Raw genomic sequence first — 26,228 nt, forward strand, 5'->3', positions numbered from 1 at the left:
TCAGGTCCAATTATTGGACCTTCAGGCGGCCTCGAAGATCAGCGGCAGTGACGCGGGGCCGGTGATCCCGGTCATCGGCTTCCACGGGGCACGTCCCTGGCACCGGGGATTGTGCAGCTTCCGCGTGAGCACGCGCAATGCCTCGGCGAGCTCGATCCTGGCCAGGTGTACCCCCAGGCAGTAGTGCAACCCACCGCCGAACGTCATCATGGCCGGCGGTCCGATGCGGTTGACGTCGAATTGTTCGGGTTCGTCATATACCTGTGGATCCCGGTTGGCCGCAGCGAAGTTCACCACCACCTGGGTTCCGGCCGGGACAGTGAGGCCGCCCAGTTCGGCGTCCTCGCGAGCGATCCGCACGCTGCTCAGTGCGATTGGTGTATGACGCAACAACTCGTCGACGAAAAGTGGTGCCATATCAGGATTCTCGGCCAGCATCAGCCACTGGTCAGGGTAGTCGCACAGCACCTGGACGGCCGCTGCGAGTTGATTGCGGGTGGTATCGGTACCGGCCAGTATGACGCCGCCGGCCAGCATCAGCAGCTCGGAATGGGTGAGGCGGTCACCGTCGACCTCCGCCCGGATCAGATCCGAGAGCAGATCGTCGGTGAGGCTGGAGTTCCGTCGCACCACCATGGCGTCGACGTAATCGTCGAGCCGCAGCCATGCCGCTTCGACCGTGTCGGCGTGGTCGCCGAGGTTCCAGCTGAACATCTTGAAGATGTCATCGGCCCACTGGGAGAACAGATGCCAGTCCTGGCGCGGGGCGCCGAGCAAGGCGCAGATCACCGGGATCGGATACTGCACCGCGATGTCGGCAACCACGTCGCAGTGTCCTTCGGACAGGTGCGGGTCCGTGAGTTCGGTGACGATGTCGACGCAGGTCTCCCGGAGCCGGTCGGCGCTGCGGGGTGCGAACGCCTTGGCCACCAGGCGGCGCAATCGGGCGTGTGAGTCGCCATCGACACCCAGCAGGCTGGTGTTCGCCCGGTCCCACAGCGGGCCGGAGGTGATGCCCTGCGCGGCCAGAAACACGCCCTTGGGGACCTCGAAGCGCGCATCGCGCAGGGTGGCGCGGACCAGGTCGTAGCTCAGCAACTCCGGACCGTGCGGCCCCATCGCGATCGGGCCTTGGGCGCGGGCCTGCGCGATCAGCCGGTGTACTGCCTCCGGGTCGGTCTCGTGCTCGTAGTCGAGCTGGGGAAGGTCGGCATCGGTTACCAGAGTCATGACGGCCTCCGCGTGATCGGGCGAGAACCTGCTGATAGTGATGCTGGTCCGGTTGACCCCGCGGGTCGTGAGTAGCGGGCTACCTCAGTTCGATTCCGGACACCGGCCGAGCCTTCACCTTGCCCGGTAGCGCCGTTCGGGCCTGCCGGTGCCGTACTGCAACCGCAGCTCCAAACTGCCGGTGCTCAGGAAGTACTCGAGGTAGCGCCGTGCGCTGACGCGTGAAATGCCCACCAGCTCAGCACATTCCATCGCCGAAACCTCGCCCGCGGTGCGTACCGCGGCCATGACGAGCCGCCCGGTCTCGGCGCCGAGCCCTTTGGGCAGGACAACCGCCGAGCCGCCGAACAGCGCGTCGATGGTCGATTGATCGGCACCCCCGGCCCTCGCCAGCGCCTCAGCGCGGGCGGCGAAAGCCGCCAACTTCGTCTGCAACTGATCGAAGTCGAACGGTTTGACCAGATAATCGGCGGCTCCGCCGTCCAACGCACCCCGTACCGTGTCGAGTTCACGGGCTGCGGTGACCATGATGACGCCCACGCGGTTGCCCTGGGCACGCAGCCGCCGGAGCACCTCGAGCCCGGTCATGTCCGGCAGATAGACGTCGAGCAGGATCAGATCGGGGCGCAGCTCGGCCGCTGCTGCCAGGGCGTCGGTTCCGTTGCGGGCCACTCCGACCGGGCGATACCCGTCGACGCGCTCGACGAAGCGGCGGTGGATCTCGGCCACCATGAAGTCGTCGTCGACCACCAGTACGTCACGCATACAGCCTCACCACGAACAGGGCTCCGCCACCCGGGGCGTCGGTGACCTCGACGTCGCCGCCGTGCTGGGCCGTCACCAGGCGCACCAGTGCCAGTCCGATGCCTCTCCCGCCGGGCACCTCGGCCTTGGAGGTGACACCACGGGAGAAGATGGTCTCCCGAAGGTGTTCGGGCACGCCGGGTCCGGAGTCCGACACCGCCAGCGTCAGCCCGGCCGAATCGTCGATGCGCACATCCACCCGGGCGGCCGGTGAGCCTACCGACACGTCGACGGCGTTGTCGATCAGGTTGCCCAGCAACGTGATCACGTCGGTGGCCAGGGCCGGGTCGAGTGCCTTGAGGTGGCTGTCGTCGGTCAGGCCGAGGGTGACTCCGCTCTCGGCGGCCAGGGACGTCTTGGCGATCAGCAGCGCGGCCACCGCCGGGTCTGAAACATGGTGGGTCACCGCGTCGTTGATCTCGGCTCGGCGCCGGGTCAGGGTGCCCACCAGAGCGCGGACGGCGTCGAATTCGCCCAACTGGGTCAGCCCGGAGATGGTGTGCAGCTGATTGGAGAACTCGTGGGTCTGGGCCCGCAGCGTGTCGGTCACGCTCCGGTGTGAGGACAGTTGAGCCTGGAGTGCGGCGAGCTCGGTGCTGTCGCGCATGGTGGTCACCGTACCGATCCGTTGCCCCTGGCTGCGGGCGGCGCGGCGGTTGAGTGCCAACACCCGCGTGCGCGTGGTGATCACCACGTCGGATTCGTCGGCGCGAGTTCCCTCACCGGACAACAGGAATGCGACCACCGCCGGTTCGAGGCCGACGGCGTCGGCCCGGCGGCCCACCGCATCCGCGCCGATGCCCAGGAGATCGGATGCGCTGTCGTTGATCACGGTGATGACTCCGTGGTTGTTCACCGCCACGACACCTTCACGGATGCTGTGCAGCAGCGCTTCTCGGTGATCGGCCAGGTCGGCGATCTCCGCGATGTCCAGGCCACGGGTATGACGGTTGATTCGGCGCGACAACAACCACGATGCCAGCATCCCGAGCGTCGCACCCAGCCCGAGGTAGATCAGCAGACGCTCACCGGCCCCGCCCAACAACTCCCACAGCGACGGGTAAGGCTCGCCGACCGAGACGATCGCCAGCACTGCGCCGTCGACGGCCAGGATGGGCACCTGTCCCACCAAGCGGCGTGTGCCGTCGACGTCGGTATCGCCGGACCAGGCACGACCCTCGTCGGCCCGGCTGCTGCTCAGGTCGAGTCGCCGGCCGATACGGTCCGGGTCCGTCGACACCCGCACATTCCCGGCGGGATCGGTGATCTCGGCCCGGCCGGCACCGGACAGTGCCACCGCGCGCTCCACCTCCGGTGCCAGCACCGAAGCGGCCAACGGGTCGTCGTAGCGGTCCCGGACGATCGGCGTCGACGCCACGTTCTCGGCGACCGCGATCATCCGTTGCCCGCGGACATCACGGAATTCCCGGGTGGATTGCGTCACCGACACCGCGGCCACCGCGATCAGCACCACCGCGACCACCAGAAGCTGGAACACCAGGAAGCGCGCGGCCAGGCTGCCATTGGGCAGCAACCACGCCCGTGCCCGCGGTGAATCCGCGCTTGGTGAACTCAACGAACAAAACTTCCTTTGCGTCCGAATAGGTGACCTGCGTCACGTCATGGGTCCAGTATTGCTGACCATGAGGTTTCGACGACTAGGTGCCGGGCTGATGGTGGCCGTTGTCGCGCTGATGCCGGTGACGGCCTGCGGCGTTACCCGCGGCGACGATTCCCGGAGCCTGCATCGGCTGCGCATGATGGTGCCCAACAGTCCGGGCGGCGGCTACGACCTGACCGCGCGCACCGCGGTGAAGATCATGGAGGACACCGACATCACCGGGCGCATCGAGGTGTTCAACGTCATCGGCGCCGGTGGGACCGTGGCGATGGCCCGGCTGATGAACGAAAAGGGCAACGACGACCTCATGATGATGATGGGGCTCGGCGTGGTGGGCGCCGTTTACACCAACGGTTCCTCGGCGCGTGCCTCGGACGCCACCGCACTGGCCAAGATGGTCGAGGAGCAGGAAGGCATTCTGGTGCCGGGGGATTCGCCGTTCCGCACCATCGGTGACCTGGTCTCGGCGTGGAAGTCCGATCCGGCGAAGGTCACCATCGGCGGCGGGTCCTCACCGGGCGGCCCCGATCACCTGTTCCCGATGGAAACCGCACGCGCTGTGGGCGTCGACCCGCGCAAGGTCAACTACATCACCTACGACGGCGGCGGTGATCTGCTGACGGCCCTGCTGGGCAAGAAGATTGCGGCGGGCACCACCGGGCTCGGCGAGTTCGTCGACCAGATCGAGGCCGGGCAGGTTCGGGTGCTGGCGGTATCGGGTGCCAAACGTGTGGAGGGGATCGATGCGCCGACCCTGACCGAGGCCGGTGTCGACCTCACGTTCACCAACTGGCGCGGAATACTGGCGCCGCCAGGCGTTTCCGGTGAGGCCAAGGATGCGATGGTCCGGGCACTGGCCGACCTGCACGGCACCGACCAGTGGCGTGACGCGCTCGTCAAGAACGGCTGGACCGACGCGTTCAGCACCGGCGCGGAATTCGAACAGTTCCTGCGCGATCAGGACAACCGCGTCTCGTCGACGCTGAGCGAATTGGGGTTGTTGTGAAGGTCGACAAGGCCCAGTATCTGGTCTGCGCAGTCCTGGTGGCCGTGGGCACGTTCCTGATCTATGACGCGCTCACGCTGACCGGGGGATTCGCCAAGGTCGACCCCGTTGGGCCGCGGGCGTTTCCGCTTGGCATCGGGATCGTCCTGATCGCGCTCGCGATCGTTCTGGCGATCGCGATCCCGCGCGGATCGGTCGGCGAGGCGGACGCCGGCGAGGATGTCGACCCGAACATGCCGGGGGACTGGCGCACCGTCGGATTGCTGGTCGGACTGTTCGTGCTGGTGATCGTCGGAGTCAAGCCGCTGGGCTGGGCCATCATGGGAGCACTGCTGTTCGCCGGGGCGGCAACGATTCTCGGCAATCGCCACTACCTGCGAAACCTGGCGATCGGCACGGTGCTGTCGGTTGCGAGCTTCTACGCGTTCTACTCCGGGCTCGGAATCCCGCTGCCCGCAGGCATTCTGGACGGGATTCTGTGAATGGGTAACTTCGAATGGTTGCTGCAGGGATTCGCCGAGGCGGCCACTCCCATGAACCTGCTGTACGCGGTGATCGGGGTGCTGCTGGGCACCGCGGTCGGGGTGCTGCCGGGTATCGGCCCGGCCATGACGGTGGCCCTGCTGCTGCCGGTGACCTACAACGTCAGCCCCAGCGCAGCGTTCATCATGTTCGCCGGGATCTTCTACGGTGGGATGTACGGCGGGTCGACCACGTCGATCCTGCTGAACACGCCCGGTGAATCGTCGTCGGTGATCACCGCGATCGAGGGCAACAAGATGGCCAAGGCCGGCCGGGCCGCCCAGGCCCTGGCCACCGCCGCCATCGGCTCGTTCGTCGCCGGCGCCATCGGCACCGCACTGCTGGCCGCGTTCGCACCGCCGATCTCGCGGTTCGCGGTGACTCTCGGCGCGCCCTCGTACCTGGCGATCATGCTGTTCGCTCTGGTCGCGGTCACCGCGGTGCTCGGCTCCTCCAAGTTGCGCGGGGCGATCTCACTGTTTCTCGGACTGGCGATCGGTGTCGTCGGCATCGACTTCCTGACCGGGCAGCCACGCGCCACCTTCGGCCTGCCGCAGCTGTCCGACGGCATCGACATCGTGGTGATCGCGGTGGCGATCTTCGCCCTCGGGGAGGCACTCTGGGTGGCGGCGCACCTGCGCCGCCGGCCTGCCGATGTGATCCCGGTGGGGCGGCCGTGGATGAGCCGCCAGGACTTCGCCCGGTCCTGGAAGCCGTGGCTGCGCGGTACCGCCTACGGGTTCCCGTTCGGAGCGCTGCCGGCCGGTGGCGCCGAGTTGCCGACGTTCCTGTCCTACATCACCGAGAAGCGGCTGTCGAAGCATCCGGAGGAGTTCGGCAAGGGCGCCATCGAGGGTGTCGCCGGGCCGGAGGCGGCCAACAACGCGTCGGCGGCGGGAACGCTGGTGCCGATGCTGTCGCTCGGTCTGCCCACCAACGCCACCGCCGCGGTGATGCTGACCGCCTTCGTTTCCTACGGAATTCAGCCGGGGCCAACGCTTTTCGAGAAGGAACCATTGCTGATCTGGACACTGATCGCCAGCCTGTTCATCGGCAACTTCCTGCTACTGGTCCTCAACCTGCCGTTGGCGCCGCTGTGGGCCAAGCTGCTGCGCACCCCGCGGCCCTACCTGTACGCGGGCATCCTGTTCTTCGCCACGCTGGGGGCACTGGCCGTCAACGTACAGCCGCTGGATCTGGTCCTGCTGTTGGTGTTCGGGCTGCTGGGTTTGATGATGCGCCGATTCGGATTGCCGGTGCTGCCGTTGATCATCGGGGTGATCCTGGGTCCGCGCATCGAGCGGCAACTGCGCCAGAGCCTGCAACTCGGCGGCGGTGACTGGACGAGCTTGTTCACTGAGCCCGTCGCGATCGTCACCTACGTACTCATGGCGATCCTGTTGCTGGCGCCGCTGGTGCTCAAGCTGATGCACCGTAGTGAGGAGACGTTGTTGATCGTCGAAGATGATGCGGATCAGCAGCAGAAGGCGGCCCGACAATGATTGTCATCGGCTACACCGCTGACGCGTTCGGTATTGCCGCGCTCGAGCACGGCATCGCCGAGGCCGCCTTGCGGGGCACCGGACTGCTGGTGGTCAACGCGACCGCGGGTGAGTCCTACGTGGATGCCCGGTTCGCCCGTTCCGGTCAGGTCCACGATGTCGAGGAGCGGTTGCGGGAGAGCGGCGTGCCATTCGAGTTGCGTCAGCCGGTGGGTGTCGACGCGGCGACCGAATTGCTCGATGCGATGGACGCGCCCGAGGCCGAGTTGCTGGTGATCGGTATCCGGCATCGCAGCCCGGTGGGCAAGCTGTTGCTCGGCAGTGTGTCGCAACAATTGCTGCTGGAATGCCCGAAACCGGTGCTCGCAGTCAAGCCCGCTGGCTGAGCCCCGGCCGCGAGAGGCGGCGTGACCTGGGAAAATCAACCTCACGGGAGCCGCTCACCCTCGGTGAGGATCAGTTTTCGTCCCGATAACGTCGCCGGAAAGATCCGACAACACCCTCACCGCACGATGGGGGCATGGCAGACGGCGCGGGCCCGGACACGACACTGCGGACGGCGTGTTCGTACTGTGGCGTCGGCTGCGGCATCGAGGTCACCACCAGGGTCGACGACGGCCGTACGGTGATCGCGCGGGTCAGCGGTGACAAGCTGCACCCCACGAATTTCGGGCGGCTGTGCACCAAGGGGGCGATGCACGCCGAGATGATGGCCGCCGACGACGACCGGCTCACGTCCGCTTTGCTGCGGCCCTCCCGTTCCGATGAACTGCTGCCGACGCCGGTGGACGACGCGGTAGCCGAGGCCGGACGCCGACTGCGGGCCGTCGTGGACGAGCACGGACCCGACGCCGTCGCACTCTATGTGTCCGGCCAGATGACGCTGGAGGCGCAGTATCTGGCCACCAAGCTCGCCAAGGGCTTCCTGCGTACGGTGCACATCGAATCGAATTCACGGTTGTGCATGGCGAGCGCGGGCACCGGATACAAGCAGTCGCTCGGCGCCGATGGGCCGCCCGGTTCCTACACCGACTTCGACCGGGCCGACCTGTTCTTCGTCACCGGTGCCAATATGGCCGACTGCCATCCGATCCTGTTCCTGCGCATGGCCGATCGGCTCAAGGCCGGCGCCAAACTGATCGTGGTGGATCCGCGCCGGACCGCAACGGCCGAACGGGCCGATCTGTTCCTGCAGATCAAGCCGGGTACCGATCTGGCGTTGCTCAACGGCCTGCTGCACCTGCTGGTGGCTCGCGGCGATATCGACGAGGAGTTCATCGCCGAGCACACCACGGGTTGGGAGGCGATGCCGGAATTCCTGGTGGACTACCCACCGGCCCGGGTCGCCGAGATCACCGGAATCCCCGAAGCCGACATCCGCACCGCGGCAGCGATGATCGCCGAGGCCGGGGAGTGGATGAGCTGCTGGACCATGGGGCTCAACCAGAGCACACACGGAACGTGGAACACCAACGCCATCTGCAACCTGCATCTCGCCACCGGCGCCATCTGCCGTCCCGGCAGTGGCCCCATGTCGTTGACGGGTCAGCCCAACGCCATGGGCGGCCGCGAAATGGGGTACATGGGTCCGGGTCTGCCCGGCCAGCGGTCGGTACTCGCCGCCGATGACCGAGCCTTCGTCGAGACCCAGTGGGACGTCGAACCCGGCACCATCCGCTCGGAGGTGGGTCCCGGAACTGTCGGCATGTTCGAGCAGATGGAGCAGGGCCTGATCAAGGCCTGCTGGATCATCTGCACGAATCCCGTTGCCAGCGTGGCCAACCGCAAGTCCGTGATCAACGGTCTGGAGTCCGCCGAGCTGGTCGTCGTCCAGGATGCCTACCGTTCCACGGCCACCAATCACTACGCCGACATCCTGCTGCCGGCGGCATTGTGGGCGGAATCCGAAGGCGTCATGGTCAATTCGGAGCGCAATCTGACCCTGCTTTCCCCGTCGGTCACCCCGCTGGGGCAGGCCCGGCCGGACTGGCAGCTGATCTGCCAGGTGGCCGCGCACCTGGGCTTCGCCGCACATTTCGATTACTCCTCGGCGGAAGAGATTTTCGACGAGATCCGCCGGTTCGCCAATCCGAAGACCGGATACGACCTGCGCGGCGCCAGCTATGAGAGGTTGCGCCAGACGCCGTTGCAGTGGCCGGTTCCAGCAGTCGAGGGATCCGGTGGCGGCGACCGGCACCCGATCCGCTACCTCAACGACGGCGTGAGCCAGGACCTGTTCGTCGACGCCGACGGGCACCGGCCCCAGCTCGCCTTCGCGACCCCGTCGCGGCGAGCCGTCTTTCACGCCCGCCCGCACATGGATGCCGCGGAGCTGCCCGACGACGACTATCCGATGGTGCTCAACACCGGGCGGCTGCAACACCAATGGCACACGATGACCAAGACCGGAAAGGTGGACAAGCTCAACAAGCTCAACCCCGCGCCGTTCGTCGAAATCCATCCGCTGGACGCGCTGGACCTCGACATCGTCGAGGGGCAGCCGGTCGAGTTGACGTCCCGGCGCGGTCGCGCGGTGCTGCCTGCGGTGCTGTCCGACCGGGTGCGGCCCGGCAACTGCTTCGCGCCGTTCCACTGGAACGACGAACACGGCGAGTACCTCACCGTCAACGCCGTGACCAACGACGCCGTCGACCACGATTCACTACAGCCGGAGTTCAAGGTGTGTGCAGTCAGCCTGCGCCCGGTCCGGTCGATCGACGGCACACCCGCGTTGCATCCGCTGGCGGCCGAGATGGGACTGAGTGCTACGCACAAGCCTGCGCTGAGCCAGGATGAAAAGGTATATCTGGCCGGCTTTTTCACCGGCCTTCCCGATGAACCCGTAGGTGTGCCGGTGCTTCCGGGCGCGGCACCGGTCAGTGCCAAGGTACGGCTGTGGGTGGATGGGGTACTGGCCGGACGCTATTCGCGGGCCGGTGACGGTGAGCCAGACGCGCGGTCCCTCCCCGGTGGGCCGCTGGTGTTGTGGGCCTCACAGACCGGCACCGCCGAAGAGTTTGCGGCGGGCGTGGCGGGCCGCATCGCCGGGGCGTCATTGGTGAACATGGACGAACTGGCGCTGGCCGACCTGGCCGCCGCGCGCGACATCCTGGTTGTCACCAGTACGTTCGGCGATGGCGGGCCACCCGACAACGGTGCCGACTTCTGGAGCCGGCTGCAGGGGCCAGGCGCTCCGCAGTTGCACGGGCTTCGCTACGCGGTGCTCGGCATCGGGGACAAGTCGTACGACAACTTCTGCGGACACGCCAAATCTCTGGATCAGCGGTTGGCCGATCTGGGTGCCACCAAGCTGCTCGACCGCACCGACTGCGAGGCCTACGACGACGAACCGATGCGGTGCTGGGCCGATGCGGTCACCACGGCGCTCACTGGTGCGCCACCCGTCCCCACGGTCGTCGGCGGCGGCATCCGCACTGTCATCCCCACCGAGCCGGACGAATTCACCAGGGCCAAGCCGATTCTGGCCGCACTGGCGCGCAACGAGCGGCTGACGACGCCGACCGCGGCCAAGGAGGTGCGTCAGTTCGGCTTCGACATCTCCGAGTACGACGTGAGTTATTCGGTGGGTGACTCACTGGGCGTCTATGCCGGCAACGATCCTGCTGTGGTCGACTCCTGGCTGGCGGCGACCGCGCTCAACCCGGACTCGGTGATCGAGGTCGACGGTGTCGAGCAGTCGTTGCGCGATGCTCTCATCTCGTCGTACGACATCTGCCGGGTTACGCCCGACCTGTTGCGGTTCGTCGCTGACTCCTGCACCGACCGATCTGCGGCCAAGATCCTGCGCAATTCCGGTGAGCGGCGCAGCAATTGGTTGCGGAACCGCAACGGTCTCGATGTCGTGACCGAGTTCGCGGTGCACGCCGAACCCGAAGAATGGCAGGACGTCCTGGTTCGGTTGACCCCGCGCAACTACTCGATCTCGTCGAGCCCGCTGGTCAGTCCGCACGAGGTTCAGCTGACGGTGTCGGTGGTGCGCTACCGCGGCCCCGGCGGCGCGGCGCGCGGTGGGGTGTGTTCGACGTTCATGGCCGACCGTGCTGCGGCCGCACCGGTGTTCCTGCAGCGGTCACCGCATTTCCGTCCGCCCGAAGAGGCAGGCACGCCGATGATCATGGTCGGCCCGGGTACCGGCGTGGCGCCCTTCCGGGGATTCCTGCAGGAGCGCCGGGCGCTGGGCCACGGCGGCCGCAACTGGCTGTTCTTCGGCGATCAGCACCGCCGCGAGAACTTCTACTATCGAGACGAATTTGAGGAGATGGCTGCTGATGGATTCTTAAACAGGTTGGATCTGGCATTCTCCCGCGATCAGGCGGACCGGGTGTACGTGCAGCACAAGATGCTGGACCGTGGGGCCGATCTGTGGCGCTGGCTGGACGACGGCGCCCACTTCTACGTCTGCGGCGACGCCGCCCGCATGGCCAAGGACGTGGACGCCACGCTGACCACGATCCTGCGCACCCACGGGGGGATGTCCGAGGACGCCGCGCGTGACTACAAGCGGGAGCTGGTCGCCCAGAAGCGGTACGTGCGCGACGTGTATTGAGCTCCGCTCATTGGGCTCGCGTCATTGGGCCAAGTCGTTCCAGACGATCTTGGCGAGCTCGTCACGGTCGGCCACCCCGAGCTTGATGCAAGCGCGGTAGATGTGGCCCTCCACGGTGCGGACCGAGACTGTCAGTCGTTCGGCGATGTCGCGGTTCGACAATCCCTGGGCAACCAGACCGGCCACCTCGCGTTCGCGCCCGGTCACCGGCAGGGGCCGGGCGGCCGATCGAATCGCCGGGGTGGCGGCACCCCCGCACTTGGACGCCAATTGCAGTGCGTGCGCGGCAGATTCGGTGCTGTTTCGGCGGTGTCCGGCCTTGTCGTGCAGGGGCACCGCCTGGGCGGCGGAGTCTGCCGCCGAGAGCAGCAGGCCCGCCTCCTCAAATGCACCGGCCACCTTGTCCAGTGCGTTCGGGTCGGCGGCGGCCACTGCGGCGGCGTGCCGGGCGTACAGGGCGGGCAGCGGGCCGTCCGCCCTGTCGACGAGGTCCTGTAGGCGACGGGTGACACTGCGGTCGCCGAAGCGTGCCGCGCTGTGCAGCGCCTCGGCCTCGACCGCGTACTGGCCGGAGGAATGTGCCGCATCGGCGGCTGCCCGGGCCAGGTCGATCGCCGAGCGGTGCCCGCCCTTGGCGGCGGCCAGCCAGGCCTTGGCGAGCATCCGGAGGGGCTCGTGCAGCGCCATGAATTCGCCCGAGTGCTCCTTGGCGTCCTCCAGTACCCGTTCGGCCTCGGCGGGGTTACCCACCCCGGCGTAGGCGCGGGCCAGTAGCAGCCGGCCGGGGAGCTGCCAGGGCAGAGAGCTCTCGGCGTTCAGCGCGGCCAGTGCCTGTTCGATGGCCAGGATGGAATCGCGGAAGCGGCCACGGTGGGTAGCGGCGACGCCTTCCATGATCTTGGCGATCGCCCAGCCGGCGAACTGACCGGCCGAGGAGAATTCGGCGTACTCGGTGGCCCGCCGCTGGGCCAGGTCGAGTTGGCCGGTGTACGCGAGGGCCAGCACCTCGCCGTAGAAGACCATGATCCGGACCATGCCGTCGGTGGTCTTGCGCTCTGCGCGGCATCGCGATGCGATCGGCAGGAAATCGTTTCCCCGGCCCACCAGCGGCATCGACAAGCCGGCGGCGAATGCCGCGAAATCCACGGCCTGCCGCGGCGCCTCGGGGTTCGCCAGGATCCGTTCGGCGATTTCGAGCCCTTCGGGGATCTTGTTCTGGTGCACGGCCATGCCAGCGCCGAACGCGTCGACGATCAGTCGGAGGGTCGGATGGGTAACCCGTTCCTGCAGCAGGGTGAGCACCTGGCCGGCGCGTGCCACCTCGCCCATGGACCAGAACAGGTTGGACAGCCGTGGAACGCCCCACTGCACGAGTTCCATCTCGTTGAGGTCAGCGGGGGAAAATTGTTCCAGGATGCTGTCGGCCTGTGCCGGATGGCCCTGCCATAGCAACGCGCGGGAAAGCAGCGCGGCCGCGCTCAGTCCACCGCCGTGCGCGAAGGCGGCACGCGCCAGCTTCTCGCCCAGCGGCAGGTTGGACAGGAACACCGCGTCCTTGGCCGCGGTGATCAGCAGTTCGATGTCGGTGCCCTGGTCGCTCTCGATGGCCAACTCGGCCAACTTGATTCGGCTGGCGGGCGAGTCGAGGTTGCGCTCGTGCAGGATCTTGGTGATCCGGCCCCGCAGCTTCCGGGCCGACGCGGTGCCGACCCGGCGGCGCACCGCCTCGCCGAACAGCGGGTGGCTGAAACGGACGTTGATCTGGCCGTCGTCGGCGACGATCCGGATCAGGCCGCGCATCTCGGCCGCATCGACCGCGTCCTCGCCGGCCAGTTCTGCCAGCGCATCGATATCGAGCGGTTCGCACAGCGACAGCAGCTTCAAAGCGTGCAGGACATCCTCGCCGGCATGCGCCAGACGTTCGTCGAGCAGCTCGACCAGCCCGGAGGGAATGACGGTGGGTCCGCGGAACTGCCACACCCCGTTGACCTTGGCCAGCGTGCCTGCGTCGACCGCGCCCTCGACCATGTTGCGCAGGAACAGTGGGTTGCCGCCGGAGGTCTCCCACATCACGTCGGCGCTGAGCCCCTCCAGCGTTCCGCCCAGGACGGTTTCGATCAGTGCGATGCTCTGCTGTTTGGTGAACGGGTGGAGTTCGAAGCGCTGGAGGTAGCCGTCCTTCCACAGCGAGGTGACGGCATCGGGGACCGGCTCACCACTACGCACGGTGGCCACCACGTGGCCCGAGCGCTCCACGGCGATCTGGTGCAACAGCGTCGCCGACAACTGGTCCAGCAGATGCGCATCGTCGATCCCGACGATGGTGTCGCCGTCGGCCACAAGCGATTCGCGTGCCGATCCGATGAGGGCGATGGGGTCGCGTGATCCCGATGACGACACCCAGTGGGCGAATGCGCCGAGCGGGATGCTGCGTGACGATTCGGTGCACGCGGCCCAGTGCACCTTGCGGCTCAACGATGCGGTGACCGTGCGCGCCAGCGTGGTCTTGCCGACGCCGGCGGCTCCGACGAGCACGACTCCGCAGCTGTCCGTCCCGCTGAGGGCGGCCCGAATGGCCTCGTGCTCGACGGGCCGGTCCAAAAGCTGCCACTGACCAGGCATGAATCCTGAGTCTAGGGGCACCGGGCCCGGAACGGTGCCGAACAGAGGGTCGACGGGGCGTTTCGCGTCGGCCTCAGCGGCGAATGTTCTTCCCATTGCAAGTATTTCCCGTTCGCTCGGGTCAATCCGGAAGTTCGGCGATATCGGTGGGCTCGTGCCGGTCGATGTGATTCATCTTGTGCCGGAAGTCGCTCGATGCTTCGTATACCTTGAGCTTCAGCCGGTTGATGGACCCCAGCGGCCGGTGGGCCTCCAGGCCGCGCCACGAGTTGAACGACAGCACGTCGTCGCCATACGCACGGCGTAACGCGCTGTACGGGTTCTGCTGGGGGAACACCACCTTGGCCACTGGCAGGTACGGGGATGACTTCCAGGGTTTCGTGGCGTCCTCGATCGGCATCTTGTCCTTGTCGAGACACAGTTGCACGCTGAATGTGTACTCCGCGGAGTGTTTTTCGAAGAATGCCATGATCAGATCGCGGTGCTCGTCCTGACCGGGATTGCGCGGAAGGGTCTGATCGGCAAGCGCTTTGGCCTCCGGCGAGGTCGGTTCGTATTTGAAGCGGGCCACGTAGTCGCCGTACCGGATCGGGGCGGAGGAGTAGAACGTCTCGCCCAGGATGGGACGGTTGGGCGCGGCGAACACGGCCAGGTTCTCCGGTATCGGCAGGCGGATCTTCTTGAGCGCGCCGAGCAGTTCGCTCACCGCCCACAGCGTGCCGTCGGACAGCCGGGCCAGCAGAGTGGCGCTCAGCATCCCCAGCTTGCGGTACGCGTGGGCGTCGGCGAACAGGAATTCCTCGTGGGTGACGAGCACGAAGTCCTGCGTGACATTGTGTTCGTCCTTCGGGTCCTTCATCGCGCGCTCGCCGTGCACGCCGATGGCCTTGATGCCGAGTCCGCGCACGCCGCGGTTCTTGTCGCTGCGCAGTACCCCCGAGGTGGTCGAGATGCGGGCGATCACCGGGTAGCTGCGCGCTGCGGCGAACATCCCCTGGGCGAGTACCTCGGGGAGGTCGGGATTGACGATGAGTTCGCCGCGCAGGACGGCGTGGCTCTTGGCATGCGCGTCACGCAGCCCGTGCTTGAACTTCTTGTAGGCCCGTTCGTTGTTCTTGTGCAGCGACTTGATGATCTTCTCGATGTCCTGGGCCTCGCCCGCCTTGGGCTGCTCGAGGTCGTCGCGGTAGGGAACCGGGTTGAGGCTCTCGGCGATGCGGCGTACGTCGGCGGTGGACATGGCTGCGGTCATGCGGATGCCTTTCTGATTCAGCGGGGTGCTGCGACTTTCCAGGGGGCAAACGGGTTGGCCACACCGGACAGGGCGGGGGCCAGTTCGGGGAAGTGGCGCAACAGCACCGAGCGCATGTCGTTGTCGCGAACCCACTTCATGCCGGCAACGGTGTACGTCTCGTCACGGAAGTCGGTGGTGAAGAAGCGGTCGCTTTCCAGGCGGCGGGTGGCCATCAGGATGAAGACCCGGAATGCGGTGTCGCTGAATCCGAATCCGGGTGGTTTGGGCTCGGCGTACAGGCCGATCACCAGGTCGACGAGGTCTACGTCGTCGTCGTAGATCTCGCGCAACTCGGCGGCCAGCGCGGAGTCACCGGTCAGCTCCTCGAACGTCTGCACCGGCTTGAGTCGGAACAGCTTCCGGAACTCGTTGTAGCGCGGGACACCTCGTTCCCGGCACCGGATCAGGTCGATCGTGGCCAGGTCGATCAGGGTGCCGTCGACGCGGTGCATGTGCTGCAGGTGCCGCGGGAAGTTGTGCAGCGACAACGCCCCGGGATGGGCGCGGCCGAAGGAGTAGAACAGGTCGGCCATCGGGCTTTCGCTCAGCCGGGCACGCACATTGAGCACCGACAGTTCGGGTAGTTCGTGCCGTGCGGTGACGCGGTCGTCGGCCAGCGAGCGGAAGGTGAACTCGTCGGGGATCAACGGGTGCATCCGGTACACCGCGACGAACTCCTCGGTCAACGAATACGGAACACCGTGATGGGTGGTCGGTGAGCCGGGGATGCCGTACAACAACGGGCTGCTGCTGAGGCGTCCGGAGCTTCGTCGGAGCCGGGGTCCCAGCTTGTTGCCCAGCAGCCCGAACCAGTTGATGCGCATGGCCGTCACCGTCGTCGGGTGCGCGATGATGGCCGGCGTCCAGTCCACGGTGTGGATCTTGGCCATCAATGCGGAATTGACCAGCCGTGCCTTGTCGTAGAGCTGTTGGCCGGTCAGATAGGGGTACACCTGCGCCAGCCGGTCGCAGATGGCGTTGTGCTCGCGCATGAACAGCGAGTGCAGCAGGGCCAGGCCCACCCAGAAGTTCCCCGCGGTGCCGGTGAGGTCGGCGGTGTCCTCGACGTCGGGTGGCACCAGGCCGGACTCGTCGATGCGCAGCTTGCCGCCCTCGGGTGCGCGCAGCGCACTGGCGAATGCGGGTGTGGTGCCGTAGATCTGGGAGGCATCCCACCAGTGCGACTCCTGGGTGACGAAGGTGGGCGGGCCGGCCGGACTGGGGTGCGGGTCGGGCGGGGTGCGCTCGACGTGCATCGGCCGCAGCGGCCACGGATCATCGTCGTGCAGCGGCACCACCCAGGGCTGGGTGGTGACCGAGCCATGGGCGAACCAATCGTGTACCTCGAACTGAATCCACGCTGCGGCCAGGAGGTTCAGTGTGGTCGCGGGCTGAAAAATGTCACGGGTCAGCAAGGTGCGACTGATCAGCCGCGGGTTGGGGTCGAGCAACCGCTGGGCGGATTCCGGGCGGGAGTGTTCGGGTGGGACGTTGCGGCCGAACCGGCAACCGACGGCACCCATCCGCGGGTCGTTCAGGTCGTTGTAGGAACCGTCGCGGGTACGGGCGCCCAGATAGTTGCCCACGCCCGCCGGACCGGCCGGCGGGATCGGGGCGGGTTCGGCGGCATACAGATTCGACGTTCGCAGCTGATGGCGCAGTCCGATCAGGACGACCAGCCCGATCGCCCTGGGCAGTCGGGCCCAGCCGACCGTCTGGTCGATCTGCTGGGCGACCCGGGCCGCGAGGGTGGCCGTCAACGATCGCGACCAGGACCAGACAGCAGCGACGAACGCTGGTGCCTGTCTTGCCGTGGTCACCATTCGTTGTTTCCCTCCGGCCGCTATATCGAGCCTGTCGGCCACGATTGTTGTGCACGGAAGCAGAAATGACATGAGTAGTGGGCTACTCGATCCGATCCGTGAGGTTCCTCCGCCTTTCGAGTAGTCGAATACGCGTGTGTGCATGGCTCGGCTGAGCGACGATCAATCGACGCAGGAAAACCTGGAGTGGCTGAGTATTCCGAGGAGCGTGGTGAGTTCAACGGGGGAAGTCTGGGCAGATCGGGTGCTCAGTGCACTGGGGGAGCTGGATCAGGCCGGCAGAACCGCGGACATGACACTGCTGACCGAGACGGTCGCCGCCAAATTCGCGTCGAGATTCGATGAGCGCGACCGGCAGTATGAGAACGACAAACCGTACTGGCACAACCGTGTTCACGACGCGGTCGCCGGACTGCGCCGGAGGAGGCTGGTTGCCGCGAAGGCGCCGAAGACCACAAGGGTGCAATTGACCGATACCGGTCGTGCCGCTGTTGCGGGTGCCCGCGAACGGGCCGAGGCCGTGACCGAGCCGGCGGTGCGGGGCGTGGCTCCCTCGGATGCACCACCACCACAGGTCGGGACTCCCGAACCACCCAAACGCGACCCGGTTCTGGCCGGGGTGGTGACCGCGCCCCTGCGCACGGCGATGGCGCGGGAGGGTGCCGCCACGCCCATACCGATCATGGTCGAGCTCAACCTCACCTTTCAGCCGTCGGTGGCGGCCGCGATCGAGAGGGTCGAACGGCTGTGGGAGATGGTGGGCGGGGCGGGTACTCCGGTGCCGCTGGCCGATCAGTTCATGGCCGGCGATCTCACGTCGGACCAGATCAAATCGCTCGTGTCCGCCGATGCCGTCCCGCAGACCTGGGCTCAGCGGGCGGTCTACCGGATCTGGCCGGACTTCGAGGTGCACCCGCAGATCGACGCCTCCTCGACCACCATCAAGGCCGTCGCGGCGCAGCGGTCGTTCGCCAGCTTCGGCGAGGGGATCGTCTGGGCCGTGGTTGATTCCGGTATCGACGAGACGCATGCGCACTTCGCGGAGTACCAGAACGTGCGTGATCCGTCGGTCATCGATCTACACCACGACTTCACCGGAGGTGACGCTCCGCTGACCGACACCGACGGGCACGGCACGCACGTGGCCGGGATCATCGCCGGGGGTTTGGTGGGCCGCAAGCCCGCGGACGTCGTGGTGGTCGAGAAACGGCTCAATGACCCTGAGCGCGGCGGTGATCCGATCACCGCGCCGCGGACCGTCGCTGATCCGGACCGCTTGGCGGGCATGGCACCCAAGGCCAAGCTGGTGAGCCTCAAGGTGCTCGGGCCCGGGGACCAGACCTCGCGGGTGAGCCGGGTGATGCAGGCACTGGCCTACGTCCGGAAGCTCAACGCCGGAAGTGAGCGGGTGCCGCGGATACACGGCGTGAACCTCAGCCTCGGATACGAGTTCGATGCCGAGTGGTACGCCTGCGGGCAGAGCCCGATGTGTATCGAGGTCGACAAGACCGTGCGCTCGGGCGTGGTGGTGGTAGTGGCCGCGGGCAATTCCGGCTACGTGTCACTGAATACGGCCTTCGACAAGGATTCGGTGAAGTTCACCGCGGACATGACGATCAACGATCCGGGCAACACGGAGAGCGCGATCACCGTCGGTTCCACGCACCGCAGTTCTCCGCACACCTTTGGTGTCTCGTACTTCTCCTCCCGCGGCCCCACCGGCGACGGGCGACGTAAGCCAGACCTGGTCGCACCGGGTGAGCGCATCACCTCGGCCGCGGCCGGGGAGCGCCGGGAGGCCGTGACCAACCAGATCGACGTCGAGCCGGGCGTGCCGGTGTACGTCGAGGAAAGCGGCACCAGCATGGCCGCCCCGCATGTGTCCGGTGCGATCGCGGCGTTCCTGTCGGTGCAGCGCGAGTTCGTCAGTGAACCCGAGGCCGTCAAACGCATCTTCGTCGAATCGGCGACCTCCCTGAACCGCGACCCCGCCTTCCAAGGCAGTGGGATGGTCGATCTCATGCGTGCACTGCAGTCCGTCTGACCTGAAAGGAACTCCGATGACCAACGATGTGGCAGGACGGATCTGGCGGTTGGTGTTCGACGCCGAGGGTGATCCCGAGCCGGCGGTGCTCGCCGATCTCAAGGCCCGGATCGGCGCCGCGGGGCTGACCGATCTGATCATCTTCTCCCACGGCTGGAACAACGACGAAGCGGCCGCGGCGTCGTTGTACGAGCGGTGGTTCGGTCTGTTGGCACCACAACTCGACCCGGCCCGCGCGGTCGGCTTCGTCGGTTTGCGGTGGCCGTCGCAACTCTGGCGTGACGAGCCGATCCCGGACTTTTCCGGGCCGGCGGTGCATGACGATGGGGGCGCGGCCGCCCTCGGTGACGAGGTGGAGGTGGTGCCGGCTGGTCCGGCGACCATCGATCCGGCCCAGCTCGACGAGCTCAAGGACCTGTTTCCGGACGGCAAGGAGCAGTTGGACACGATCGCCGGTCTGCTGGCGGTGCCGCCGAGCAGCGACCGCCTACCGGAGCTGCTCGATGCGCTGCGCGCGTTCAGCGCCGCCACCCAGACCGGGTTCAACGACGGTGAGGTCGCCGCCCCGGACGCAGGGCCGGGGATGCTCGACGGACATCAGGACCCGGAACAGTTGTTCACCACCTTCGCTGACGAATTGGCCTCTGCCGGTGTGGAATTCGATGAAGTTGGGGGCGGGGGAGCGGCTGGCCTCGGTGACATCGCCGGGCGGCTGTGGCACGGCGCCAAGGAGGCGCTGCGCCAGCTGAGCTACTGGAAGATGAAGAACCGTGCCGGGGTGGTGGGCCGGCGCGGGCTGGGCCCCGTCATCGATGCGCTGCACACCGATTTCCCCGAGCTGCGGATTCATCTGGTCGGACACAGTTTCGGGGCCCGTGTGGTGTCCTACGCCATCGCGGGGATGAGTGAGGTCCAGCCCTCACCCGTCAAAGCGGTGACCCTGCTGCAGGGCGCGTACTCCCGCTTCACCTTCACCGATCGGTTGCCGTTCCGGAAGGGTGCGGGCGAGCTGGCGGGTCTCCTCGACCGGATCGACGGCCCGCTGACGGTCTGCTTCTCCAGTCATGACCGGGCGCTCGGCACGTTCTATCCGCTGGCCTCGGCTGCGGCGGGCGAGGACGCGGCCGGGGCCGACGATCCTCTGTTCCGCTGGCGGGCCATGGGATCGCACGGGGCGTACAACTCGGCGACCCAGACTCTGGGCGCCAAGGGCACGAGCTATCCGTTCCAGTCCGGTCAGATTCTGAATCTGAATTCGTCAGACGTGGTGGCCAAGGATGACGGCCCGTCGGGTGCGCACAGCGACATCTTCCACGAAGAATTGTGTTGGGTTGCCGCCGCTGCCGGGAAATTGAACCCGGCTTAGTTGGGTGTCCGAGGGGGGACTTGAACCCCCACGCCCGTTAATAGGGCACTAGCACCTCAAGCTAGCGCGTCTGCCATTCCGCCACTCGGACTTGCCAACCACTCGGGGTTGGGCGCCTAAGGTTATCGGATTGAGTGGCCCAGACCCAAACCGGTGTTGCAGTGGTACGAATGTGACTGTGACTGTCCCCGCCTCCAGCGCGGACGAGGTGGTCGATCTCGTCAGTGCGCTCATCCGATTCGACACGTCCAATACAGGTGACCCGGCCACCACCAAGCCTGAGGCGGACTGTGCCCACTGGGTGGCCGAGCAGCTGCAGGAGGTCGGCTACACCACCGAATACGTCGAGGCAGGGGCCCCCGGCCGTGGCAATGTCTTCGCCCGGTTACCCGGCGCGGACTCCACTCGCGGCGCACTGATGATCCATGGTCATCTCGACGTCGTCCCGGCCGAGCCCGCCGATTGGAGCGTGCACCCGTTCTCGGGTGCGGTGAAGGACGGTTACGTCTGGGGCCGCGGCGCGGTCGACATGAAGGACATGGTCGGGATGACCATCGCGGTGGCCCGGCATTTCAAGCGGTCGGGCATCGTCCCGCCTCGCGACCTGGTGTTCGCTTTCGTCTCCGATGAGGAACACGGTGGCACCTACGGCGCCAACTGGCTGGTGGACAACCGGCCCGACCTGTTCGAGGGCGTCACCGAGGCGATCGGTGAGGTGGGCGGGTTCTCCCTGACCGTGCCACGCAAGGACGGCGGGGAGCGTCGGCTCTACCTGATCGAGACTGCTGAAAAGACCGTGTCCTGGATGCGGCTGACGGCCCGGGGCCGGGCCGGCCACGGTTCGATGGTGCACGACGACAACGCCGTGACGGCCATCGCCGGTGCGGTGGACCGGCTGGGTCGTCACCAGTTCCCGCTGGTGCTCAACCCGGCCGTGGAACAGTTCCTCACCGCGGTGGCCGAGGAGACCGGCTACGACTTCGACGTGAACTCGCCGGACCTCGACGGCACCATCGCCAAACTCGGCGGCGTGGCCCGGATCGTATCGGCCACCCTGCGCGACACAGCCAACCCGACCATGCTCAAGGCCGGCTACAAGGCCAACGTGATCCCCGCCTCGGCCGAGGCCGTGATCGACTGCCGGGTGCTGCCGGGCCGCATGGAGGCTTTCGAGCGTGAGGTCGACGAGCTGATCGGTCCGGATGTCACCCGCAGCTGGGAGCGGGACCTGCCGTCGTACGAGACTACGTTCGACGGTGATCTGGTGGACGCGATGAACGCGGCGATCCTGGCGATGGATCCCGAGGCCCGCACCGTGCCCTACATGATGTCGGGTGGAACCGATGCGAAGTCGTTCCAGCGGTTGGGGATTCGCTGCTTCGGGTTCGCGCCCCTGCGGTTGCCACCGGAGCTGGACTTCGCGGCGCTGTTCCACGGTGTCGACGAGCGGGTACCCGTGGATGCGCTGCACTTCGGTGCGGGCGTTCTGGAACACTTTTTGCGGAACTGCTGACTGTACGAGTCACGACGAGAGGGAACCATGAGCACATCTCCGTACGACAGCCTGCCGAAGCTGCCGACGTTCACCCTGACCTCCGAGTCGGTGAGCGATGGCGAGCCGCTGGCCAATGACCAGGTCAGCGGGATCATGGGGGCCGGCGGTTCGGATATCTCGCCGCAGCTGAGCTGGTCGGGCTTCCCTGCCGAGACCAAGAGCTTCGCGGTCACCGTGTATGACCCCGACGCGCCGACCGCTTCGGGCTTCTGGCACTGGGCGGTGGCCGACCTGCCCGCCACGGTGACCGAGCTGCCGGCCGGCGCCGGCGGCGGCGGCGATCTGCCCGGTGGGGCGGTCACGCTGGCCAACGACGCCAGCGCCAAGCGCTACATCGGTGCGGCCCCGCCTGCCGGCCACGGCCCGCACCGGTACTACATCGCCGTGCATGCTCTGCCGGTCGAATCGCTGGGTCTGCCCGACGGCGCGACACCGGCGTACCTGGGCTTCAACCTGTTCGGCCAGGCGATCGCCCGCGCCGTCATCCACGGAACCTACGAGCAGAAGTAACTTTCCTCTGCCGAGCAGGCGTAAAACTGCCCAAAAACAAGTGAAATAGGGCAGTTTTACGTCTGCTCGCGATGGGTGGCCGAACCCACCGCGTCGGTCAGCGACGCGAATCCTCCGGCATGCAGCCGCTCGGCGATGCCGTCGTGGATTTGTTTGGCCCACAATCCGCCGCCGTAGATAAACCCGGTGTAGCCCTGCAGCAGGGTGGCTCCCGAGGTGATCCGCTCCCATGCGTCGTCGGCGGTTTCGATGCCGCCGACGCTGATCAGTACGAGCTTGTCACCCACCCGGCGGTACAGCTGACGCAGCACTTCGATGGACCGTTGCGCCACGGGGCGTCCCGAGATGCCGCCGGTACCCAGATCGGCGACACCGGGTGTGGCCAGCCCGTCGCGGGACACTGTGGTATTGGTGGCGACGATGCCCGCCAACCCCAATTCGACTGCCAGGTCGGCGATTTCGTCGATGTCGGCATCGGAGAGGTCGGGGGCGATCTTGACCAGCACCGGCTTGTTGGTCTCGGCTTTGACGGCGGCCAGGATCGGCCGCAGCGACTCCACCGCTTGCAGGTCCCGCAGGCCCGGGGTGTTGGGGGAGCTGACGTTGACGACGACGTAGGCGGCCAGTGCACTGACCAGTCTGGTGCTCTCGGCGTAGTCGGCCACCGCGTCGTGTGGCGGGGTGACCTTGGTCTTGCCGATGTTCACCCCGATCGGCACATCGGGGGTGTGCCGGGCCAGCTGGATCGCCAACGCCCCAGCGCCCTCGTTGTTGAATCCCATCCGGTTGAGCAGCGCGTGGTCGTCGGGCAGCCGGAACAGCCGCGGTTCCGGGTTGCCCGGTTGGGGTTGCGCCGTGACGGTGCCGACCTCGGCATAGCCGAAGCCGAGCGCTCCCCAGATCTCCAGCCCGCGGCCGTCCTTGTCGAAGCCGGCCGCCAGACCCATCGGGCCGCCGAACCGCACCCCGAACACCGTGCTGGCCAGGGCCGGGTCGGTGGGGGCCAGCCGCTTCGCCAGCGCGCGACGCAGGATGACCGGCCCGGTGACGGTGCGTAACAATGCGAACACCCACATGTGGATGCGTTCGGGGGGCACGAGGAACAGTGCCCGCCGCAGGGCCGCATACATCACAGCGAAGGCGCCTGGGGTGTGCCTGGCATGGATGACGCGGATTTCTTGCGGCGCAACAGCACCCGTCGGCTCCCATCGGTATAGGCCCGCACCCGGGTCAGTTCCCAGCCGCGGTACTCGGCCTCGATCGACAAGCGGATCGAGGCGCTGATCCTGGTGACATCGGGCGGTAGCCGCAACGGTATCCACTCGTATTCTTCGGAACGGTCTTCGGCGACGACCTTGTCCCACCCCGGCGGCATGCGGCCCTGCTGGATGGCGGTCATCGGCGACCCGATGCGCTGCCGATCACCTGGACACCCGCTCCCGACCCCGACACCACATAGAGAGTGTCGGTCTTATCGTCGAAGGCCACGGAGTTCGGTTGCTGCACGGTTCGATAACGCACCTTTTCCACCGGTATGCCGGTGGAGAGATCGTAACCAATCACGGTATTTGCCGCGGTCTGCGACACCCAGGCCAGCTGGTCGGATCCGGCCAGACCGTAGGGGGCGGCGGGTACCGGGTAACGCTGCCGCATGATCAAGGGGTCTGCACCGAACACGAGTAGCTCGTCACCGCGGGTGTCGGCGACCAGGACCCGGCCGTGCGCATCGGCGGCCATGGTGGTGGCGCCTTCGCCGGCCCGCAGTGCCTGTGCGGCGCTGGTGCCGTCGGCGTTGACGGCAGTCACCGAGGTTTGCCCTCGGTCCAGAACCACCGCGGTGTTTCCTTGTGTGACAAGCGAATCCACTCGGGCGAAGATCTTGAGCCGGGCAGCCACGGTGTGGTCACCGCCCAATGTGTAGACCGCTCCGTCGGCACTGCCCAGAACCGGATTGCCGTCGGCGCGCAATGCGATCGCGGTGAAGTCGACGCCCTGGGCGCCGTCCACGTCGATTTTGCTGGCCTTGGCGTCGGTCAGGTCGACCCGGAAGTATCCGCCCCTGGTGGACGCCAGGACATCGCCCTTGCCGTCGACGCTGAGCGCGGTGGCCGCGGGCATCAGTGTCACCTCGCGCGGCGGTCGTTTGCCCGTCACCAGGGTCAGGGTCGACTGGCCTTCGGACGTGGGGGTCAGGACGGCCAGGGTGCCGGTTGCTGGATCGAATACCGCACTCACAGCGTGCCCGCGTAATTGTCGGATCTCACCGTCCGGTGGGGCAGTGACCGGCGGCGAAACTGCGGCCTGAGCGGGCTCGATGGTCGGCGGCGGGGTGTCGGCGGGGTCGGACGTGCAGCCCGCGGTGATCAGCAGGGCCAGCGCAACGAGGCCGGCGCGAACTGGCTGACCTGCAAGGATTGGGCGCAACGGAAGGCTCTCGGTCGAGGCGGATGGTCGGTGACGTGCAGGAATCCAGTCTAGGCATGGCTCTCGATCGGAAATGGTGGCGTCTGCAACCATCGCGGCATAAGTAGAGGTATGGTTCGATCATGACCCTCGCCGCAGACCGGGAACTGGGTAACCGAGAGTTTGCTATGGAGGATATTTCCACTGGTGTACACGCCAGTGGGTTTGGCCAAGTTGGCGATGGCCGGAGTTTTTCTTTCCACATCGAACGTCAGCAACTCGTGATCGAGGTCTACCGTCCGCGGCTGTCCGGACCGGTTCCGGTCGAGGACGACGTGGTGGCCATGGCCACCCGCAAACTGACCGATATCGACCTGTCTGATGAGCGCACCCTGTCGGCAACCGTCCGGGACGCGGTCGCCGGCGCGCAGCCGGTTTCGCGCGCCGCTCGCTGACGCATCTCACTGCCCGTCTCACGGTACGGTCGTCGTCGTGACTGACGTCGGTGCCATGTCCTGGCTGCAAGTGGTTGTGTTGTCGATTGTCCAGGGGCTCACCGAGTTTCTGCCGGTCTCGTCCTCGGGGCACCTCGCGATCACCTCCCGGGTGTTCTTCGACGACGACGCAGGCGCCTCGTTCACAGCAGTCACCCAGCTGGGCACCGAGCTTGCGGTGCTGGTGTACTTCGCGCGCGACATCGGACGGATCATCAAGGCCTGGTTTTCCGGGCTGTTCAATGCCGCACACCGGTCCCCCGACTACTGGCTGGGCTGGTGGGTGATCATCGGCAGCATTCCGATCGGGGTGTTCGGCCTGCTGTTCAAGGACGAAATCCGCACCGGCGCCCGCAATCTGTGGCTGGTGGCCACGGCGCTGATCGTGTTCTCGGCGGTGATCGCCGCGGCCGAGTACTACGGCAGGCAGGTCCGCCGGGTTGAGCAGCTGACCTGGCGCGACGGCATCGTGGTCGGCCTGGCCCAGTGTCTGGCACTGGTGCCGGGGGTGTCGCGTTCCGGTGCGACCATCAGCGCCGGCCTGTTCCTCGGGATGGAACGCGAGCTGGCCGCCCGGTTCGGTTTCCTGCTGGCGATTCCGGCGGTCTTCGCCTCCGGCATCTTCTCCCTGCCCGATGCGTTTCATCCGGTCGGGGAGGGGATGAGCGCCACGGGGGTCCAGCTGCTGGTGGCCACGGTGATCGCGTTCATCGTCGGCCTCGCGGCGATCGCCTGGTTCCTGAAATTCCTGGTGTCGCACAGCATGTACTGGTTTGTCGGCTATCGAGTGGTGCTGGGCGCAGTGGTACTGGCCCTGCTGGCTACCGGGGTGGTTGCCGCGCAATGATCCCGACAGTGAAAGCTG

The 26,228-nt window shown here is 66.8% G+C and carries 20 protein-coding genes and 1 tRNA gene; 11 read left to right on the plus strand and 10 right to left on the minus strand.

Annotated features, from left to right (window positions below; translation table 11 throughout):
• Positions 1-21: 21 nt before the first annotated feature.
• The 3 genes from ACZY08_RS22110 to ACZY08_RS22120 form a co-directional block, all read right to left on the minus strand.
• Complete coding sequence (locus tag ACZY08_RS22110; protein ID WP_463746758.1) at positions 22-1,230, minus strand: cytochrome P450; 1,209 nt, start codon at positions 1,228-1,230, stop codon at positions 22-24.
• 114 nt (positions 1,231-1,344) lie between these two features.
• Entirely contained in the window at positions 1,345-1,995 is a 651-nt protein-coding gene (locus tag ACZY08_RS22115; protein WP_463746759.1) for a response regulator, read from the minus strand.
• Positions 1,988-3,610, minus strand: a complete 1,623-nt coding sequence (locus tag ACZY08_RS22120; protein ID WP_463746760.1) for a sensor histidine kinase — start codon at positions 3,608-3,610, stop codon at positions 1,988-1,990. Before ACZY08_RS22120 ends, ACZY08_RS22115 begins: the two co-directional genes overlap by 8 nt.
• A 67-nt stretch (positions 3,611-3,677) precedes the next feature.
• On the opposite strand from ACZY08_RS22120, the gene ACZY08_RS22125 reads away from it, so the two are divergent.
• From ACZY08_RS22125 to ACZY08_RS22145, 5 genes are all read left to right on the plus strand, one after another.
• The gene (locus ACZY08_RS22125; RefSeq protein ID WP_463746761.1) at positions 3,678-4,661 is read left to right on the plus strand and encodes a Bug family tripartite tricarboxylate transporter substrate binding protein; all 984 of its coding nucleotides are present in this window, start codon (positions 3,678-3,680) and stop codon (positions 4,659-4,661) included.
• Positions 4,658-5,143 carry a tripartite tricarboxylate transporter TctB family protein gene (locus tag ACZY08_RS22130; protein ID WP_463746762.1) on the plus strand — a complete coding sequence of 162 codons (486 nt, stop codon included), beginning with the start codon at positions 4,658-4,660 and terminating at the stop codon, positions 5,141-5,143. The genes ACZY08_RS22125 and ACZY08_RS22130 overlap by 4 nt, the downstream gene beginning before the upstream one ends.
• Positions 5,144-6,685: a tripartite tricarboxylate transporter permease gene (locus ACZY08_RS22135; RefSeq protein WP_463746763.1), complete on the plus strand. Its 1,542-nt coding sequence runs from the start codon at positions 5,144-5,146 to the stop codon at positions 6,683-6,685.
• A complete protein-coding gene (locus ACZY08_RS22140) occupies positions 6,682-7,071 on the plus strand; it encodes a universal stress protein (RefSeq protein ID WP_463746764.1) in 390 nt (129 codons plus the stop codon). The genes ACZY08_RS22135 and ACZY08_RS22140 overlap by 4 nt, the downstream gene beginning before the upstream one ends.
• A 134-nt stretch (positions 7,072-7,205) precedes the next feature.
• Complete coding sequence (locus ACZY08_RS22145; protein ID WP_463746765.1) at positions 7,206-11,252, plus strand: molybdopterin-dependent oxidoreductase; 4,047 nt, start codon at positions 7,206-7,208, stop codon at positions 11,250-11,252.
• A 21-nt stretch (positions 11,253-11,273) separates the two neighbouring features.
• Here ACZY08_RS22145 and ACZY08_RS22150 read toward each other — a convergent pair whose 3' ends face one another.
• The 3 genes from ACZY08_RS22150 to ACZY08_RS22160 all read right to left on the minus strand — a co-directional run bounded on the left by ACZY08_RS22150 (position 11,274) and on the right by ACZY08_RS22160 (position 16,991).
• Positions 11,274-13,874 (minus strand): LuxR C-terminal-related transcriptional regulator, encoded by a 2,601-nt coding sequence (locus ACZY08_RS22150; protein WP_463746766.1) that lies wholly within the window; start codon positions 13,872-13,874, stop codon positions 11,274-11,276.
• 121 nt (positions 13,875-13,995) lie between these two features.
• Positions 13,996-15,114, minus strand: coding sequence for a catalase family protein (locus ACZY08_RS22155; RefSeq protein WP_463746920.1), 1,119 nt, complete (start codon positions 15,112-15,114; stop codon positions 13,996-13,998).
• 29 nt (positions 15,115-15,143) lie between these two features.
• Complete coding sequence (locus tag ACZY08_RS22160) at positions 15,144-16,991, minus strand: peroxidase family protein (protein ID WP_463746767.1); 1,848 nt, start codon at positions 16,989-16,991, stop codon at positions 15,144-15,146.
• A 211-nt stretch (positions 16,992-17,202) separates the two neighbouring features.
• On the opposite strand from ACZY08_RS22160, the gene ACZY08_RS22165 reads away from it, so the two are divergent.
• Together ACZY08_RS22165 and ACZY08_RS22170 are read left to right on the plus strand one after the other, a co-directional pair.
• Positions 17,203-19,035 carry a S8 family peptidase gene (locus ACZY08_RS22165; protein WP_463746768.1) on the plus strand — a complete coding sequence of 611 codons (1,833 nt, stop codon included), beginning with the start codon at positions 17,203-17,205 and terminating at the stop codon, positions 19,033-19,035.
• 16 nt (positions 19,036-19,051) lie between these two features.
• Positions 19,052-20,401 carry an alpha/beta fold hydrolase gene (locus tag ACZY08_RS22170; RefSeq protein ID WP_463746769.1) on the plus strand — a complete coding sequence of 450 codons (1,350 nt, stop codon included), beginning with the start codon at positions 19,052-19,054 and terminating at the stop codon, positions 20,399-20,401.
• 5 nt (positions 20,402-20,406) lie between these two features.
• Here the strand turns inward: ACZY08_RS22170 and ACZY08_RS22175 are convergent.
• A tRNA-Leu gene (locus ACZY08_RS22175) sits at positions 20,407-20,492 on the minus strand.
• Positions 20,493-20,579: 87 nt separating this feature from the next.
• Between ACZY08_RS22175 and ACZY08_RS22180 the strand changes: the two genes are divergently transcribed.
• Both ACZY08_RS22180 and ACZY08_RS22185 read left to right on the plus strand, forming a co-directional pair.
• Positions 20,580-21,914, plus strand: coding sequence for a M20/M25/M40 family metallo-hydrolase (locus ACZY08_RS22180; protein ID WP_463746770.1), 1,335 nt, complete (start codon positions 20,580-20,582; stop codon positions 21,912-21,914).
• 27 nt (positions 21,915-21,941) lie between these two features.
• A complete protein-coding gene (locus ACZY08_RS22185) occupies positions 21,942-22,466 on the plus strand; it encodes a YbhB/YbcL family Raf kinase inhibitor-like protein (RefSeq protein ID WP_463746771.1) in 525 nt (174 codons plus the stop codon).
• Positions 22,467-22,522: 56 nt separating this feature from the next.
• Here ACZY08_RS22185 and ACZY08_RS22190 read toward each other — a convergent pair whose 3' ends face one another.
• From ACZY08_RS22190 to ACZY08_RS22200, 3 genes are read right to left on the minus strand one after another with little or no spacing between them, the layout of a single operon-like run.
• Positions 22,523-23,596: a quinone-dependent dihydroorotate dehydrogenase gene (locus ACZY08_RS22190; protein ID WP_463746921.1), complete on the minus strand. Its 1,074-nt coding sequence runs from the start codon at positions 23,594-23,596 to the stop codon at positions 22,523-22,525.
• Entirely contained in the window at positions 23,596-23,865 is a 270-nt protein-coding gene (locus ACZY08_RS22195) for a DUF5703 family protein (RefSeq protein ID WP_463746772.1), read from the minus strand. Before ACZY08_RS22195 ends, ACZY08_RS22190 begins: the two co-directional genes overlap by 1 nt.
• Positions 23,862-24,890, minus strand: a complete 1,029-nt coding sequence (locus ACZY08_RS22200; RefSeq protein ID WP_463746773.1) for a YncE family protein — start codon at positions 24,888-24,890, stop codon at positions 23,862-23,864. Before ACZY08_RS22200 ends, ACZY08_RS22195 begins: the two co-directional genes overlap by 4 nt.
• A 122-nt stretch (positions 24,891-25,012) precedes the next feature.
• On the opposite strand from ACZY08_RS22200, the gene ACZY08_RS22205 reads away from it, so the two are divergent.
• A complete protein-coding gene (locus tag ACZY08_RS22205) occupies positions 25,013-25,324 on the plus strand; it encodes a hypothetical protein (protein ID WP_463746774.1) in 312 nt (103 codons plus the stop codon).
• Between the two features lie 55 nt (positions 25,325-25,379).
• Complete coding sequence (locus tag ACZY08_RS22210) at positions 25,380-26,210, plus strand: undecaprenyl-diphosphate phosphatase (protein WP_463746922.1); 831 nt, start codon at positions 25,380-25,382, stop codon at positions 26,208-26,210.
• The last annotated feature ends 18 nt before the right edge of the window (positions 26,211-26,228 follow it).

The organism is Mycobacterium sp. IDUB_9 (assembly GCF_055419505.1).

Excerpts from the sequence above, each read along its gene's own strand:
- ACZY08_RS22205 (WP_463746774.1), top strand. The coding sequence starts at position 25,013 with ATGACCCTCGCCGCAGACCGGGAACTGGGTAACCGAGAGTTTGCTATG.
- ACZY08_RS22170 (WP_463746769.1), top strand. The coding sequence starts at position 19,052 with ATGACCAACGATGTGGCAGGACGGATCTGGCGGTTGGTGTTCGACGCC.
- ACZY08_RS22140 (WP_463746764.1), top strand. The coding sequence starts at position 6,682 with ATGATTGTCATCGGCTACACCGCTGACGCGTTCGGTATTGCCGCGCTC.
- ACZY08_RS22155 (WP_463746920.1), bottom strand. The coding sequence starts at position 15,114 with ATGTCCACCGCCGACGTACGCCGCATCGCCGAGAGCCTCAACCCGGTT.
- ACZY08_RS22185 (WP_463746771.1), top strand. The coding sequence starts at position 21,942 with ATGAGCACATCTCCGTACGACAGCCTGCCGAAGCTGCCGACGTTCACC.
- ACZY08_RS22160 (WP_463746767.1), bottom strand. The coding sequence starts at position 16,991 with ATGGTGACCACGGCAAGACAGGCACCAGCGTTCGTCGCTGCTGTCTGG.
- ACZY08_RS22145 (WP_463746765.1), top strand. The coding sequence starts at position 7,206 with ATGGCAGACGGCGCGGGCCCGGACACGACACTGCGGACGGCGTGTTCG.
- ACZY08_RS22125 (WP_463746761.1), top strand. The coding sequence starts at position 3,678 with ATGAGGTTTCGACGACTAGGTGCCGGGCTGATGGTGGCCGTTGTCGCG.
- ACZY08_RS22150 (WP_463746766.1), bottom strand. The coding sequence starts at position 13,874 with ATGCCTGGTCAGTGGCAGCTTTTGGACCGGCCCGTCGAGCACGAGGCC.
- ACZY08_RS22115 (WP_463746759.1), bottom strand. The coding sequence starts at position 1,995 with ATGCGTGACGTACTGGTGGTCGACGACGACTTCATGGTGGCCGAGATC.
- ACZY08_RS22195 (WP_463746772.1), bottom strand. The coding sequence starts at position 23,865 with ATGACCGCCATCCAGCAGGGCCGCATGCCGCCGGGGTGGGACAAGGTC.
- ACZY08_RS22190 (WP_463746921.1), bottom strand. The coding sequence starts at position 23,596 with ATGTATGCGGCCCTGCGGCGGGCACTGTTCCTCGTGCCCCCCGAACGC.
- ACZY08_RS22210 (WP_463746922.1), top strand. The coding sequence starts at position 25,380 with ATGTCCTGGCTGCAAGTGGTTGTGTTGTCGATTGTCCAGGGGCTCACC.
- ACZY08_RS22110 (WP_463746758.1), bottom strand. The coding sequence starts at position 1,230 with ATGACTCTGGTAACCGATGCCGACCTTCCCCAGCTCGACTACGAGCAC.
- ACZY08_RS22135 (WP_463746763.1), top strand. The coding sequence starts at position 5,144 with ATGGGTAACTTCGAATGGTTGCTGCAGGGATTCGCCGAGGCGGCCACT.